Origin of the sequence: Miltoncostaea oceani (assembly GCF_018141545.1) — a bacterium.
In the GTDB taxonomy this organism is placed as follows: domain Bacteria; phylum Actinomycetota; class Thermoleophilia; order Miltoncostaeales; family Miltoncostaeaceae; genus Miltoncostaea; species Miltoncostaea oceani.
Window position 1 is genome coordinate 257092 of record NZ_CP064357.1, and the last position, 13503, is coordinate 270594.

Consider the following 13503-nt stretch of genomic DNA (forward strand, 5'->3'; position numbering starts at 1 on the left):
ATTCCAAAAGGAGCCCGGGTATGACCAAGCGTCTGAGGATCGCTGTGGGGGCCGCGCTCTGCGTGCTCGCCCTCAGTACGGCGGCGGTCTATGCGGCGGTCGGTGGCGACGGTCAGGCACCTCCTCCCGCGATCGCCTCCGAGCCGGTCTTCCCGTCGGCCGCCCAGGTCGAGCCCTCCGAGACGGACCTCGTGCGTCAGGTCGGCGACGTCCGCCTCTACGTGACCGAGGGCGCGAACGAGCGAGCGGGCTGGGTTTGCCTGATCCGGGTCGCGCCGGTCGCCACCTCGACCAGCTGCAACCCGCCCGAGGAGGCTGCCAAGCGGGGGATGGTCTCGAGCGCCCAGGACCCGAGGACGGGCGAGATCGAGCTGTGGGCCTGGTTGCCTGATGGCTTCACGACGGCCACCTCGGCGGGTGTGAGCGACAGTGCCGTCGGCAATGTGGTGGTGCTCACCCTCCCAAAGAGCGCCGAGGTCCTGAGGGCGTCGGGTCCGGCCGGCGAGCTCGAACTCGAGGTGCCGAAAGCAGTCGGCTGAGCGTAGGCCGCCGGGTCCCCGCGCCGGTGCGCTGCCGGCTCCGCTGGCGCCCGGGACCGGAGAGTCCAGATCATGTCCATCGCCCCCGAGGCATTCCCGGCTCGGGTGTGATGGACATGGGGCGCGTAGGGGAGCTGCCGCCCCCGCTTCAATCCTTGAGCGTGGACGCTCCGCACAAGTGACGCGTCGCCGGCGCGAGCACGCGCAGCGATCCGGGGCCCGACCATCGCCCAGGTGGAGGATTCGCCGGTCGATCGAGTTCAGAGATGCATCGGACGTCGGGCGGCCTACCGTGATGGCGACTGATCCATCCATGGAGGAGAACCTCGGTGCTTGATCCGGCCGATCGCAGTCCATTCAAACCACGGCAGCCGGAGTGCCGGGGCCCGTTGGGACCCGGTTCGGAGCGACTCCCCGATGCCGTCATGAGTAGGCGAGCCCTGCTCATCGCGTTCGGAATCGTCAGTCTCGCCACCGTGGTTGCGGCTGTCGTCGTCACGTTCACCATGGTGGAGCCGATCTACCAGGCCAGCGCGCTCCTGGTGACACAGGCTCTGGCGATGGCGCTGGGTGGCGCGGCGCTCCTCATCTCGGCCTCCGGGGGCGCCGGGAGGGCGAAGCCCGAGCGTGTCGATCAGCAGCGAAACCCGCATGAGTAGGTCCGGGCCCGCGCGCGATCGCACGGCGCTTCGCATCCTCCCCCAAGCAGCCAGGTAAGAGTCGGAAGGCTCGACCAGCGGCCTTGACCTCGGGTTAGGGAGGGGCGGTGCCCCTGCTTCTAGCCTGGACGTGGCCGCTCCCCACGGGCGACCCGACGCCACCGGATCCCCCGGCGTCGCCTTGTCTGAGAAGGGGACACCCGTGTCAACTGACGCACTCGGCAGCCTCATGTCCGGCGGTGGGGTACCCGCCGCCGGCACCGCAACGACCGATGTCCGGCCCTCGAGTGGGAAGGCGACGGCGGCGCTCGTGCTCGGGATCGTCGGCCTGTTGCTGGTGCCGATCGTCTGCTCGACGCTTGCGATCATCTTCGGGGCACTCGCCATGGGCGACACCTCCAAGGACCCGCAGCTCCAGGGCCGCGGCCAGGCGATCGCCGGCCTGGTGCTCGGCATCGTCGGCCTGGTCGCCGGGGTGCTGCTGTTCATGGCCCTGATGGGCGGCTCGGACTCCGGCTCCGGCTACTAGGAGCGGCCCGGCCGGTAGACGGAGCGCGCGGGTTCGGCGCTCCGTCTACCGGCGAAGCTCGCGACCTTCAGCCCAAGATGGCGTCGCCGCTGTAACGCCAGGGCGCATACTGGCCATGAGCACAGTGGAACCCATGGTCGACACCGCCGATGACAACGAGCGCCGCGCCTTCGAGCGCCTCTGGGACGAGAACCACCCAAGGGTCCTCGCCTACGCGCGCCGCCGGGCCCCCACATCCGAGGCGGACGATATCGCCGCCGACACCTTCCTCGTCGCCTGGCGCCGGCGCGCGCAGATGCCCCAGGATGATGAAGCCGTGCCGTGGCTCTACGGGGTCGCCCGCAAAGTCGCCGCGGACAGGCGCCGCTCCGGTGCCCGTCAGGAGCGCCTGGTCGATGCACTCGGCGCCGAACCGGGCCTCCGGGCGGACGAAGCCGCCGACAGCGGCCTGCTCGAGGCCCTCGCCGAGCTTGGGGAGAAGGATCGCGAGGCGCTGCTGCTCATCGCCTGGGAGGGACTCAGCAGCCGCCAGGCCGCCCTCGCCATGTCCGTGTCGGAGGTCGCCTTCCGAGTCCGCGTGCACCGCGCGCGCCGGCGGCTGGCCTCGCTGATGGAGGCCCGTCGCGCCTATGAGGAGCGCGCATACCGCCGCCCCGGCCTTGAGGGGGAGAACCAATGAACCACGATCCGATCATCGACGAGCTCCGCCGCATGAACCCGGTCCCGGGCCCCATCGCCGCGGCTGACAGTCATGAGCTCCGCGAGCGCACCTGGAGCCGCATGGGTGAGGCATCCCCCGCGTCGACGGCGCCCGGCCGTCACATCCGCGCGGGCGGAGCTCGTCGGCGCGCCTTCATCCTCGCCGGGGTGATCCTCCTCGTCGCAGCTGCGATCGCCGGCGCCTCCCTGATCGCCAACGAGCTCCGCGGCCCCGCGGCCCCGGATCCAGCGGGCTTCGGCGTCGACCGCGCCGGCGCCGCCTTCCTGGGCGAACAGGAGGGGGTCCGCTACTTCCGGACGCGGTCAGGTGACTCCACCTGCCTCAGTCGCACCCTCCCCGGGACTGAGGTCGAGGGCGGACGCAGCTGCGCCCCGCCGGATCAGCTCGCCGATGCCGGTGGCCTGATCGGCGTCCAGAAGCTCGGTCCGTCGTATCTGGTCGCTGGCTTCCTGCCGCCGGGGATCGATTCCGCCCTCGTCGCGGGGGAGCGGGTGCCGGTGCGAGAGGACGGCTTCCTCATGGCGCGCGCCGATGAGAACCCCGGGATCGCGGTGCGTGTCTACGGCCCCGGCGTCGGTGACGCCATCGCGGCGCTGCGCGTCTACACCGAGAGTGTCATCAGCGATCCCCCGGACGGCCCGAGCTATGAGGTCCTGACGACCCCGTGGAACTGACCTCGAGGGAGGAGGCTGGACAGGCACGAGCCCACTCTCCCGCACCTCTGGCCAGTTGATCCCTGACAGAGGGAGGGGGTAGGCTCGCCGCCGTCGCAACCCCCGGGACAGGAGTTCGCCATCCGCCGCCTCGCAACCGCCCCGCGCGTGCTCTCCTGCCTGGTCGCCCTTCTCGGGGCCTCGATCTTCCTCGCCGTCTCCCCGAGCGACGCGGAGGGGCACCGCGCCGTGAACTACTGGGGTGCCGACTACAAGTCGTGCGGGTCCTTCGAGACGTCCTACCACACCCACGTCTATGCGAAGGGCATCAAGTGCCGGCTCGCGGTCCGGCTCCAGAAGGAGTACTGGAACGCGCCGGCGCGCTTCAAGGTGATCGTCAACGGCGGCTCAGGGGCCGAGGGCTACACCCGGCTGCGGCGTTTCCCGGGCTGGATCTGCCGCTCGGGCTCCGGTGGGGGCTCCTGCGCGAAGGGCAAGAGGGTTTCCGCCTACTCGAACTGAAGAGCCCTGGGCTCTACGGAGCCCCGAGACGTTGTGACGTCGTGGCGGGTGACCTACGAGGTCCGGGCGCTGAGAGATCGCGCCGGCGCCGAGTGCCGCCCGGTAGGTTCGCCCGGAACCATCTGCGAGTGCGAAGCGAGAATCCGCACCTTATAGCCGCACGGGCTATAAGGTGGTGGTAGAACGCGAACGGGGCCACCTAACGAAGCCGTCCGAACGGGACGGTGGGCCGCCGGAGACCCTCGGGTCTCGGGAAAAGGTGGGGTCGGTCGCCCGACCTGAAAGGGGTCAGGAATGACCACGAACGCACTACCTCGCCCGATCGGATGGGCACGCTTCACGCCACGGCCGCTGGACTACTGGGGCGCGCTCGTCGGCGCGCTCTTCCTGATCGGCGCCTACCAGGGCTGGCATCCCTTCTCGATCGTCGAGTCCTGGGGCTTCGTGACCGGGGCGGGGACGGTCTGGCTCGCCGCCCAGAACCGGATCTCGAGCTGGCCGGTCGGGATCGTCAACGCGGCCTTCTTCATCGTCCTCTTCTACGAGGCGCGGCTGTTTGCTGACATGGGTTTGCAGTTCTACTTCATCGCCACCTGCATCGGGGGTTGGTACCTGTGGCTGCGCGGCGGTGAGCGCAACGCGGGTCTGGTGGTCGGCCGGGCGCCTCGCATGGCCTACCCGGTCCTCGCCGCGGCTTTCGTGGCCGCGGTCGTCGTCATCGCCATGTACCTGACCCACATCGGTGGCGCCGCGCCGGTGCCCGACGCCGCGATCGCCGCCGGCAGCGTCATCGCCAGCTTCATGCTGATGCGCCGCTGGATCGAGAACTGGCTGGTCTGGATCGCCGTGGACGTGCTCAGCATCGGCGTCTACATGTGGAAGGACCTCCACCTGACGGCCTTCCTCTACCTGATCTTCCTGCTGATCTGCGTGTCGGCGCTGCGGACCTGGCGCGTCGAGCTGCGCCGGCGCGAGGAGGTGGCCTGATGTACGAGACCGGGGTCGTCGTCGGCAAGTTCTACCCCTTCCACCTCGGCCACCAGCTGCTGGTCCGGGCGGCGCTCGAGCAGGCCCGGCGGGTCGACGTGATGCTCTGCGAGGGCCCTGGGGAGACCGCCGACGGCGCACGGCGCGCCGGCTGGATCCGACGGATCTTCTCGTCCGAGCTCGCCGCGGGGCGCCTGGTCGTCCATGAACTGGTCAACGACCTGCCCGGGGCTCCCGGACCCTGGGCGGATCGCACCTTCGAGGTCCTCGGCGGCCGCCACCCTGACGCCGTCTTCTCCTCGGAGGACTACGGCCACGCCTGGGCCGCCCGGATGGGCGCGGATCACGTGCTCGTCGACCGTGCGCGCCGGGAGGTCCCGGTCTCGGGGACGATCGTGCGCTCGGACCCGCTGTCGCATCTGGTCATGCTCGATCCGGTCGTGCGCGCTGACGTCGTTCCGCGGGTCGTCGTCCTCGGCGCGGAGAGCACCGGCACGAGCACCCTTGCCTGGGACCTCGCCGCGCACTACCGCACCGCCTCGGTCGCCGAGTACGGCCGCGAGCACACCGAGGCGACCAAGGTCAGCGGGGCGGAGGTCTGGACGCGCGAGGAGTTCGAGCTGATCGCTCGAGTCCAGGCAGAGCGCGAGGACGCGGCGGCAGGCAACGCCGACCCGGTCCTGGTCTGCGACACGGACCCCTTCGCAACGGGGCTCTGGTTCGAGCGGTACTTCCCGGGCGAGCGGTCCGAGGTCGTTGAGGCCTTCGCACGGGACCGGGCGAGGGGTGCCGGCGCGCCTCTCGGGCCCCTCGGCACGATCCTGACGAGCCCTCGGGGCGTCGAGCTCGAGCAGGACGGCTGGCGTGAGGGCGGGCGGGCGCGCCTGGCCATGCACGACCGCTTCCGCGAGCGCCTGGGGGAGGAGGGGCGCTCGTTCCTCGAGGTCGTCGGATCTCGCGACGAGCGGCTCCAGCAGGCGGTCGCCTACTGCGACGGCCTGATCGTCCAGGCCCACAAGCCCTGGGCGGAGCCCGAGCCGGAGATCAGCCTCGCCGAATGGGAGGCATCGTTGATCGGGGCCTAGGCACCCACGGCCCTCAGATGAAGGACGTGGGCGCGAGCGGCCGGGTCGGCTCCCGAGGAGAGCCTCTCCCCGTCAGTCGACCCGGCCGCTCGGCGCCTCGACGGGGAGGTTGTGGAGGGCGCCGTCCGAGGTCCGGAAGATCCGGTAGCGGTCGGGCTGCTCATCGATCGCGTCAACGGCGACATCGCCGTTGCGGGTCCTGATGACATCGCCGACGACCAGGTCGCCGACCGTGTGGATCTCGGCCATCAGTGGGCCACCTTCTGGTCGCCGTAGATCCGGGCCACAGCGTTCACGGTCGTCTCCTTGGTTGTCGTGATCACCACTTCAATCTACGACGGCCACGCCCGCGGGACGGTCCGCCGAGGATGAGACTCATCGACTGCGTTCAGATGCCCCCGGTCGGCCTACGTTCGTGGTGTCAGCCACTCCCTCCAAGGGGCGGCGCAGCGAACGATGAGGAGCTCGAGAGATGGTCGATGACTCAGCAGGAGCGGAGAGCCAGGCCGGCAGCCCGTCGGTCCGGATCCCTGATGATCTGATGGACCAGCTCGAGCGGATCGATCCGAAGGCCGCACGCGTCGCCGATCCTGTGATCGGCGTCGGTGGCGTCGAGGGCCCCCTGAGCGTGATCAGCCTCGAAGGGGAGCCGATCGCCACCATCCGCCTGAACGGTGACGGCCTCTACCTGGCCGATCTCAGCCCGGATCTGGATGTCGTGATCGATGACGATGACCGCTGGCTCGACGATGGCACCGACGACGGCGCGGGGTGGTCCGCCCTGCAGACCCCTGAGGACTGGCCCGGGGACATCGGGCTGCTCGACTTCCAGTCCAGGATGGAGCGATACCGCAGCCAGGTCCGGGAGCTGCTGCGCTTCGACATGCGGATCAGCGAGGAGAACGCCTGCGAAAGGGTCAGGATCGCCCTGCGGGGCGTCGCCTACGGGCGGAGGATGCGGTGAGCGGTGGGCGTCCCGCCGCTCCGGCGTGCCCTGGGTGCGGGAAGGTCGGCTCCCTGCACGCGATGGTCGACCTCTCGGTCCACGCCCGGCTGATCTCCACCCCCACCGGTGGGGTCGCGCTCGGGCCGATGACCGACAGCATCAAGGACATCCGGGCCGAGGTGGCGCGATCGCCGCTGGCCGCTGAGAGCGACGTGGTCTGCCACGCATGCCTGTGGGCCGGCACGCGCGACGCGTTGCCGTGGCCGTCGGCGCCCGCCGAGGGAGAGGCCGCCCGTCCGGGCACCATCTCGATCCTCGACGTCCACTGAGCCAGCTCCTGCCTCCGGGTGGGCGTCAGGCGCCGTTACCGGGGCAGGAGCGAGGCTCCCGGGCATGTCCTACTCGAAGCTCAGGGTCCAGTCGCCGATCGCGTTGACGGTGATCCCGTTGTAGGTGCCGGCGGCAACGAAGGTCTCGCCACTCGGCCCCTGGGAGTTCAGGAGGACGTTGAAGGGTTCGTCGACGAAGATCTGGATCAGGTCTCCGTTGTTCGTCCATCGAAGCGTCGCGTCCTCGGCCAGGGTGAGGTTGCCGATGTTGCGGCTGCCATTGCCCTCGAAGGTCCGGGCGGCCGCGGCGGGCGGCTGCGGGGTGGGAGCCGGCGCGGCGGGCGTGCGTGCGGCCGGCGCGCGGACGGTGCGCGTCTGGGTGACCGTCACCACCTCCTGCTCGGTCTGGGTCCGCACCTCGGCGACGGTGACGGTCTCCTGCTCGGAGCTACCCGCGGCGGCGGCGATGAGACTGATGAACATCAGTCCGAGCACCGAGGCGACCACCCAGAAGACGATCTGTCCGCGATTACCGAGCGCCCCGTAGGCCGCCCGCGGGCCACGCGGCCCCGGCGGCTCAGCCGGCGGTTGCGGGGAGGGGGGAGGAGGCGGGGGCGGTGGGGGCGCCTGCGACATCAGGTCAGGCTCCTCGCGGCGAGGTGGACTGACGCCTCCAGTCATACAGGCGTGAGGGGACTCTTACACCGCTCGTGATCAGGGGCACGCCGGACCGGTCTCCCGGAAGCGGTTGGTGATCGGCAGGCGCCGGTCCCGGCCGAAGGCCTTGGGGGTGATCCTGGTACCGAGGGGCGCCTGGCGGCGCTTGTGCTCGGCGCCGTCGACGAGGCGGGCGACGCGCTCGATGACCGGCCGGGGGGCGATGCCGGTGCGGACGATCTGATCCACCCCCAGGTCGCGCTCCACGTAGGCGTCGAGGATCGCATCGAGGACCGGGTAGTCGGGAAGCGAATCCGAGTCGCGCTGATCATCCGCGAGCTCGGCCGAGGGTGGCCGGTCGATCACCCGGACCGGGATCACCTGCGCACCGGCGCGCTCGTTGACCAGCCGCGAGAGCGCGAAGACCAGGGTCTTCGGGACATCGCGCAGAGGCGCGTAGCCGCCGGCGGTGTCCCCGTAGAGGGTGGCGTAGCCGACCGCGGTCTCGGACTTGTTCGAGCAGGCGAGGACGAGGGGGCCCTCCTGGTTGGAGATCGCCATCAGGAGCAGGCCGCGCAGCCGCGCCTGGACGTTCTCGGCGGCGACGCCCGCGGTGTCAGGGAGGATCGACCCGACGAGGTTGCGCAGGCTCTCGATGCCGATCTCCCGGAAGCCGCAGCCGAGGTTCGCGGCGATCTGGGCGGCGTCGGTCTGCGTGCTCGCGGAGTTGAAGCGGCTCGGCATCGAGACGCAGAGGACACGCTCGGGCCCGAGCGCCTCGACGGCGAGGGCCGCGACGAGGGCCGAGTCGATCCCGCCTGACAGGCCGAGCACGACGCCGGTGAAGCCGTTCTTGTCCACGAAGTCGCCCAGCCCGAGCCTCAGGGCGCCCCAGACGCTCTCCAGGTCATCACAGGGCTCGGCGGCGATCGCGGGCTCGAGACGCGCGAGGAAGCGCCGGGCGGTGAGCCGCCTGGCCTGTGCGGTGTCTTCCGCGCCGGCGCCCGCGACGTCATCGCGCCGGATGCGCTCGGGGCTCCGGCCGGGGAGCTCACCGGTGTCCTGGGCTTCCGCCCGAGTCGGTGCGGGGGCGGCGAGGACGGGGACCACTGCGGCCCGCACGTCGTTCGCCGTCTGCCCGGCGACGGCGCGAGGCCGCGGCGCGCGGCGGCGAAGCCGGGTCAGCTCACCGGGGTCCAGATCGACGCAGATCAGGTCCTCTGAGAACGATCCGGCGCGCGCGATAACCTCGCCGCCCGGGCCGACCACGAGCGCCCCGCCGTCGAAGACCAGATCATCCATCCCGCCGACCGCGTTGCAATAGGCGACGAAGCCCATGCCGTCGCGGGCCCGTGTGAGCAGCATCTGCTCGCGCTGTCGGGGCTTGCCGCGCTCATAGGGCGAGGCCGAGATGTTGAGAATGAGGTCGGCGCCGGCGACCTGGTCGGCTGCGGTCGGCGAGTCGGCGTGCCAGATGTCCTCGCAGATGCTGATCGCGGTGATCATCCCGCCGATCTCGATGATGCACGGGCCGGCGCCCGGGGTGAACCAGCGCGCCTCATCGAAGACCGCGTAGTTCGGGAGTGCCCGCTTGGCGTAGCTCAGCCGAGGGACACCCGGACCACCGAGGACCGCGCAGTTGAACAGATCGCGCCCGACCATCAGCGGCGCACCGATCAGGGTCGGCAGGGGGAGAGATGAGAGCTGCGCCTCGAGGGCCCGCTCGGTCTGCTCGAGGAAGGCGCCGCGGAGGACGAGGTCCTCGACCGGGTAGCCCGTGAGCGACAGCTCGGGGGTGAGCAGGATGTCCGCCCCGAGGTCGGCGGCCCGCGCCGCGGCGACGCTGATCCGCGCGGCGTTGCCCTCCAGGTCGCCAGCGGTCTGATTGAGCTGGGCGAGGGCGATGCGGACTGTCGGGTCGGTCACGGGGTTCCCCTGGGGTGTGGTCTTATAGCCGTAAGGGCTATAAGGGGACCATAGAGCGCCGGCGGGCGGACGTGTCGGTTTCGTGGCTCGGCGTGCTGATCGGGTTCGCAGACGACCTCCTGGGCGGTCGAGAGTGGAAACGGGCATACCTTATAGCCGAACAGGCTATAACTAGGGAGACGAACCGATCAGGCCCCCATAAGGCCGCGAGGAGGCAGGGACCGTGACCACCGAGATGACGCACCAGCACGAGGCGCCGACTGGCGGTCAGGACCGTCTCGAGGCCCTCAGCCGCGCACAGGTCGAGGCGCTCCGCCGGGGCGACTACTCGGACGTCTACTTCAACTCGACCAAGCGGATCCTCGAGCGGACCGGCCATCGGCCCCGCGTCCTGATGCAGGTCTTCCAGCGCCACGAAGCCGTCCTCTGCGGCATCGACGAGGCCATTCGGGTCCTGCGCGAGGGGACCGGCCACCTCGACCCCTCGGGGAACTGGGTGCCCGGCTTCGATGACCTGGTGGTGCGCGCACTCCCCGAGGGGGCTCGCATCGGCCCCTGGGAGCCTGTGATGACGATCGAGGGCGACTACGCCTCCTTCGCCCACCTGGAGACCGTCTACCTCGGCCTGCTCGCCCGTCGCACCCTGATCGCGACCAACACCGCCGCGGTCGTCGCAGCCGCCGGCGCGATCCCGGTCCTCTTCTTCGCCGCGCGCTTCGATCACCACGCGACCCAGGAGGGCGATGGCTGGGCGGCGCACATCGGCGGCGCGGCGGGGGTCTCGACCGCGTCCCAGGCGGCCCTGTTCGGTGGGGCGCCGGTCGGCACGGTCCCGCACGCCCTGATCGCGGCCTACGGTGGCGACACCGTCGCCGCGGCGCGCGCCTTCGCCGAGGTCTATGCCGGCACCGGCATGCGCCTCGCCCCTCTCGTGGACTTCCACAACGACTGCACCAGGACGGCGGTCGAGGTCGCCGACGCCCTCGGCTCGGATCTCTGGGGCGTGCGGCTCGACACCGGCGGCCAGATGGTCGACCGGGCCCTCGTGGACCGGATGGGCGGCTTCCGCCCGACCGGCGTCTGCGCCGAGCTCGTCTTCGCCGTCCGCGAGGCGCTCGACGCCGCGGGCCACCAGCGCATCAAGATCCTCGTCTCGGGCGGCTTCGACGCCGCGAAGATCCGGAGCTTCGCGGCCCGGGGCGTCCCGGTGGACGCCTACGGAGTCGGCTCCTCGCTGCTGCGCGGCGAGAACGACTTCACCGCCGACATCGTCCGGACCGACGGCGCCCCCTCGGCCAAGGTCGGGCGCGCGGAGATCCCTTCGGATCGCCTGGAGCGGGTCCGATGAACGCACTCGCCCCACACACGCTCGCTGAGCGGTTCGAGGCCAACCAGACGAACGCCCCGGATCCGGCGCTGGCGATGCTGGCGAGCCGGATGCGGGTGATCGCCGAGACGCGGGCGGAGATCTCCCGCCGGCGCGGCGACGCCCGGGCGGAGGCAGAGAACCGCCGTCAGCTCGCCGAGGTCGTCGCCTTCGAGGTCGGCCTCGGGATCGCCCATGCCCAGGTGCCTGCGACGGTTGAGGCGCTGATCGCGGGGATCAACCAGCGGGTGCCCGCCCTCGCGCACTGGGCCCGTCTCGATGAGGCCGGGGCGATGGAGATCGACCCCGAGTGGGCGCTGTACGAGCACCTGCACGAGAAGTTCGGCGGTCTCGACCCCGCAGCGGTGTCCGAGCGCGCCGTCCCCGTCCCCGACCCGCCCCGAGGAGGCTGACCATGAACTCCACCACGATCCTGTTCGACATCGACACCCAGAACGACTTCTGCCTGCCCACCGGGGCGCTGAGCGTTTCCGGAGCCGATGTCCAGAGCGTCATCGACGCCCAGGAGCGCCTGATCGACTGGGCCCACCGTGGCCTGCGTGTGCACGTGGCGAGCGCCGACGATCACCTGGTCAGCGACGAGGAGATCTCCGACCAGCCCGACTGGAAGACGACCTTCCCGCCGCACTGCCTGCGCACGAGCGCCGGGGCTCAGAAGGTGCCCTGGACCATCCAGGACAACCCGCTGGTGCTCGGCGATGGTGCCGTTGAGGAGCCTCGCCTCCTGGAGATGGTCCGCGCCCACCGCGAGATCCTGCTCCTCAAGAGCCGCACCGACGTCTTCACCAACCCGCACACCGCATCCGTGCTGGAGATCCTCGATCCCGACCGGATCGTCGTCTTCGGTGTCGCCACCGACATCTGTGTCGCCGCGGCGATCGCCGGCCTTCGCCGCCACATCGCCACCGACATCTGCGTCTCCCCGGCGATCGGCAGCCTCCGCCAACGCACCCACGCGGAGATCGTCCTGGCCCTCGACGCCTGCGCCGGCCTCGACGCCGCACGCTCGGAGGCCCTGGTCGCCTCCTGGGCGGCCGCCGGTGCGATCATCTCCGACAGCCGCACGATCACCCAGGAAGGAACATGAGCGCCGACGAGCTCGACCCCGAGGACCGCAAGTTCCTGGCCGGCTATGACCCGGAGGCCTACGAGAGGCTCTCGGTCGCCGTTGACGTCGCCCTGGTGACGGTCATCGACGGCCGCCTGCGGGCGCTCACGGTCAAGCGGCCCGAGCCGCCCTACCGGGGATGGCAGGCACTGCCGGGCGGCTTCCTCGGCGTCGATGAGTCTCCTGAGCGGGCCGCGGCACGGGTGCTGGCCGACAAGACGGGCCTCGAGGGGGTCTACCTCGAGCAGCTCTACACCTTCGGTGAGCCCGGCCGCGACCCGCGCACCAGGGTGCTCTCGATCGCCCACTACGCGCTCGTCCCGGCCTCTCGCCTGAGCAAGGCCCCCGGCCCTGGCTCACAGCTCGCCGAGCTCGTCGTGTCCTGGGAGGGCGAGGAGGGCGGCCCCGCCGGCGTCGTGATCGACCGAGCCCCCCGGCGCCTCGCCTTCGACCATGCGCGCATCCTCGGGATGGTCGTCCAGCGGCTGCGCGGCAAGATCGCCTACGCGCCCGTCGGCTACGAGCTGCTCGGCGACACCTTCACCCTGCGCGAGCTCCAGGAGGTCCATGAGGCCATCCTCGGGCGCGGGATGTCAAAGCCCGCCTTCCGCCGGCGGATGCTCGCAACCGGGGACCTCACGGCCACGGGGGAGATGGAGAGCGACGTCGCCTACCGGCCGGCTGAGCTCTACCGCTTCACCGGACGCCCCGGATGACCATCCCTCTCGATGGCCAGCTCGTGGGCGAGACCAGACGCGACGCTGTCCTCGATCTCACCCACCGAGGGCACCTCGTCTACTCGGGGCATGTCTCGGTCGAGGTGCTCGATCCCGACGCCGCTCACCCGTATGAGCGGGTCGCCGTCCGCTCGAAGGACGTCGTCCATGTGCTCCCTCTCGATGATCAGGGGCGGACGGTCCTCGTCTCCCAGCATCGCCATCCGATCGGCGCCCCTGTGCTCGAGCTGCCGGCTGGCGGGATCGAGGCCGGTCAGTCGCCGCTCGAGGCCGCGCACCGCGAGCTCGGCGAGGAGACCGGCCAGCGCGCCGGGTCGATGGTGATGCTCGGCAGCTTCCTCACCTGCCCCGGTGTGATGGATGAACGCGCTCACCTGTTCCTGGCGCTCGACTGCCACCCGGACCCCGACGCCCCGCCGGCGGATGAACATGAGGAGATCGCGCTGGAGCGGGTTCCACTCTCTGAGGTGCTCGGTCGTCTCGCTCACAGCGGCGTCTCGGATGCCAAGAGCACCTTGCTTGTGCTGCTCAGTCAGGCGTACCTTCAGCGCCAGACGGGTTTCGCCGGGTCCTGAGGGGTTTCCTCACTCGGGAAGCACGCGGCGCGCTGGCACGTAGATGCAGGCAGGGACGCCCGAGTTCTCACCCCGAGACGCGAGGTCGACATGCCTGATGTGAAAGGCCCGGCGGAGCCGGACAAGGAGCCGGACAAGGAGCC

At 70.7% G+C, this 13503-nt stretch carries 18 protein-coding genes; 15 read left to right on the forward strand and 3 right to left on the reverse strand.

Annotated features, from left to right (window positions below):
- Positions 1-20: 20 nt before the first annotated feature.
- From IU369_RS20010 to IU369_RS20045, 8 genes are all read left to right on the forward strand, one after another.
- A complete protein-coding gene (locus IU369_RS20010) occupies positions 21-539 on the forward strand; it encodes a hypothetical protein (RefSeq protein WP_217924997.1) in 519 nt (172 codons plus the stop codon).
- Between the two features lie 329 nt (positions 540-868).
- Positions 869-1198, forward strand: coding sequence for a hypothetical protein (locus IU369_RS20015; RefSeq protein ID WP_217924998.1), 330 nt, complete (start codon positions 869-871; stop codon positions 1196-1198).
- A 202-nt stretch (positions 1199-1400) separates the two neighbouring features.
- Complete coding sequence (locus tag IU369_RS20020) at positions 1401-1727, forward strand: DUF4190 domain-containing protein (protein ID WP_217924999.1); 327 nt, start codon at positions 1401-1403, stop codon at positions 1725-1727.
- Between the two features lie 133 nt (positions 1728-1860).
- Positions 1861-2406: an RNA polymerase sigma factor gene (locus IU369_RS20025; protein ID WP_217925000.1), complete on the forward strand. Its 546-nt coding sequence runs from the start codon at positions 1861-1863 to the stop codon at positions 2404-2406.
- Positions 2403-3122 carry a hypothetical protein gene (locus tag IU369_RS20030; RefSeq protein ID WP_217925001.1) on the forward strand — a complete coding sequence of 240 codons (720 nt, stop codon included), beginning with the start codon at positions 2403-2405 and terminating at the stop codon, positions 3120-3122. The genes IU369_RS20025 and IU369_RS20030 overlap by 4 nt, the downstream gene beginning before the upstream one ends.
- Before the next feature lie 147 nt (positions 3123-3269).
- Positions 3270-3623, forward strand: a complete 354-nt coding sequence (locus tag IU369_RS20035; protein WP_217925002.1) for a hypothetical protein — start codon at positions 3270-3272, stop codon at positions 3621-3623.
- A 294-nt stretch (positions 3624-3917) separates the two neighbouring features.
- Complete coding sequence (gene pnuC, locus IU369_RS20040) at positions 3918-4610, forward strand: nicotinamide riboside transporter PnuC (RefSeq protein ID WP_217925003.1); 693 nt, start codon at positions 3918-3920, stop codon at positions 4608-4610.
- Positions 4610-5695, forward strand: a complete 1086-nt coding sequence (locus tag IU369_RS20045) for an AAA family ATPase (RefSeq protein WP_217925004.1) — start codon at positions 4610-4612, stop codon at positions 5693-5695. Before pnuC ends, IU369_RS20045 begins: the two co-directional genes overlap by 1 nt.
- A gap of 72 nt (positions 5696-5767) precedes the next feature.
- On the opposite strand, the gene IU369_RS20050 is transcribed toward IU369_RS20045, so the two are convergent.
- Positions 5768-5944 (reverse strand): hypothetical protein, encoded by a 177-nt coding sequence (locus IU369_RS20050; protein WP_217925005.1) that lies wholly within the window; start codon positions 5942-5944, stop codon positions 5768-5770.
- Positions 5945-6167: 223 nt separating this feature from the next.
- Here IU369_RS20050 and IU369_RS20055 point away from each other — a divergent pair, with 223 nt between their 5' ends.
- Complete coding sequence (locus IU369_RS20055) at positions 6168-6659, forward strand: hypothetical protein (RefSeq protein ID WP_217925006.1); 492 nt, start codon at positions 6168-6170, stop codon at positions 6657-6659.
- Positions 6656-6970, forward strand: a complete 315-nt coding sequence (locus tag IU369_RS20060) for a hypothetical protein (protein WP_217925007.1) — start codon at positions 6656-6658, stop codon at positions 6968-6970. The genes IU369_RS20055 and IU369_RS20060 overlap by 4 nt, the downstream gene beginning before the upstream one ends.
- 69 nt (positions 6971-7039) lie before the next feature.
- Here the strand turns inward: IU369_RS20060 and IU369_RS20065 are convergent, their stop codons facing one another.
- Positions 7040-7477, reverse strand: a complete 438-nt coding sequence (locus IU369_RS20065) for a hypothetical protein (protein WP_217925008.1) — start codon at positions 7475-7477, stop codon at positions 7040-7042.
- A gap of 207 nt (positions 7478-7684) precedes the next feature.
- Complete coding sequence (locus IU369_RS20070; protein ID WP_246551660.1) at positions 7685-9553, reverse strand: NAD+ synthase; 1869 nt, start codon at positions 9551-9553, stop codon at positions 7685-7687.
- 223 nt (positions 9554-9776) lie between these two features.
- On the opposite strand from IU369_RS20070, the gene IU369_RS20075 reads away from it, so the two are divergent.
- From IU369_RS20075 to IU369_RS20095, 5 genes are all read left to right on the forward strand, one after another.
- On the forward strand, positions 9777-10901 hold the full coding sequence (locus IU369_RS20075) for a nicotinate phosphoribosyltransferase (protein ID WP_246551662.1): 1125 nt from the start codon (positions 9777-9779) through the stop codon (positions 10899-10901).
- Positions 10898-11332, forward strand: coding sequence for a hypothetical protein (locus tag IU369_RS20080; RefSeq protein WP_217925010.1), 435 nt, complete (start codon positions 10898-10900; stop codon positions 11330-11332). Before IU369_RS20075 ends, IU369_RS20080 begins: the two co-directional genes overlap by 4 nt.
- Positions 11333-11334: 2 nt before the next feature.
- Entirely contained in the window at positions 11335-12027 is a 693-nt protein-coding gene (locus IU369_RS20085; RefSeq protein WP_217925011.1) for a cysteine hydrolase family protein, read from the forward strand.
- Positions 12024-12764 (forward strand): NUDIX hydrolase, encoded by a 741-nt coding sequence (locus IU369_RS20090; protein WP_217925012.1) that lies wholly within the window; start codon positions 12024-12026, stop codon positions 12762-12764. Before IU369_RS20085 ends, IU369_RS20090 begins: the two co-directional genes overlap by 4 nt.
- Before the next feature lie 104 nt (positions 12765-12868).
- Positions 12869-13360 carry an NUDIX hydrolase gene (locus IU369_RS20095; protein WP_217925013.1) on the forward strand — a complete coding sequence of 164 codons (492 nt, stop codon included), beginning with the start codon at positions 12869-12871 and terminating at the stop codon, positions 13358-13360.
- Positions 13361-13503: the final 143 nt, after the last annotated feature.

What these genes read in the sequence shown, in the direction of transcription:
- IU369_RS20010 (WP_217924997.1), top strand. Translation starts at nt 21, where the DNA reads ATGACCAAGCGTCTGAGGATCGCTGTGGGGGCCGCGCTCTGCGTGCTC.
- IU369_RS20025 (WP_217925000.1), top strand. Translation starts at nt 1,861, where the DNA reads ATGGTCGACACCGCCGATGACAACGAGCGCCGCGCCTTCGAGCGCCTC.
- IU369_RS20030 (WP_217925001.1), top strand. Translation starts at nt 2,403, where the DNA reads ATGAACCACGATCCGATCATCGACGAGCTCCGCCGCATGAACCCGGTC.
- pnuC (WP_217925003.1), top strand. Translation starts at nt 3,918, where the DNA reads ATGACCACGAACGCACTACCTCGCCCGATCGGATGGGCACGCTTCACG.
- IU369_RS20045 (WP_217925004.1), top strand. Translation starts at nt 4,610, where the DNA reads ATGTACGAGACCGGGGTCGTCGTCGGCAAGTTCTACCCCTTCCACCTC.
- IU369_RS20050 (WP_217925005.1), bottom strand. Translation starts at nt 5,944, where the DNA reads ATGGCCGAGATCCACACGGTCGGCGACCTGGTCGTCGGCGATGTCATC.
- IU369_RS20055 (WP_217925006.1), top strand. Translation starts at nt 6,168, where the DNA reads ATGGTCGATGACTCAGCAGGAGCGGAGAGCCAGGCCGGCAGCCCGTCG.
- IU369_RS20080 (WP_217925010.1), top strand. Translation starts at nt 10,898, where the DNA reads ATGAACGCACTCGCCCCACACACGCTCGCTGAGCGGTTCGAGGCCAAC.
- IU369_RS20085 (WP_217925011.1), top strand. Translation starts at nt 11,335, where the DNA reads ATGAACTCCACCACGATCCTGTTCGACATCGACACCCAGAACGACTTC.
- IU369_RS20090 (WP_217925012.1), top strand. Translation starts at nt 12,024, where the DNA reads ATGAGCGCCGACGAGCTCGACCCCGAGGACCGCAAGTTCCTGGCCGGC.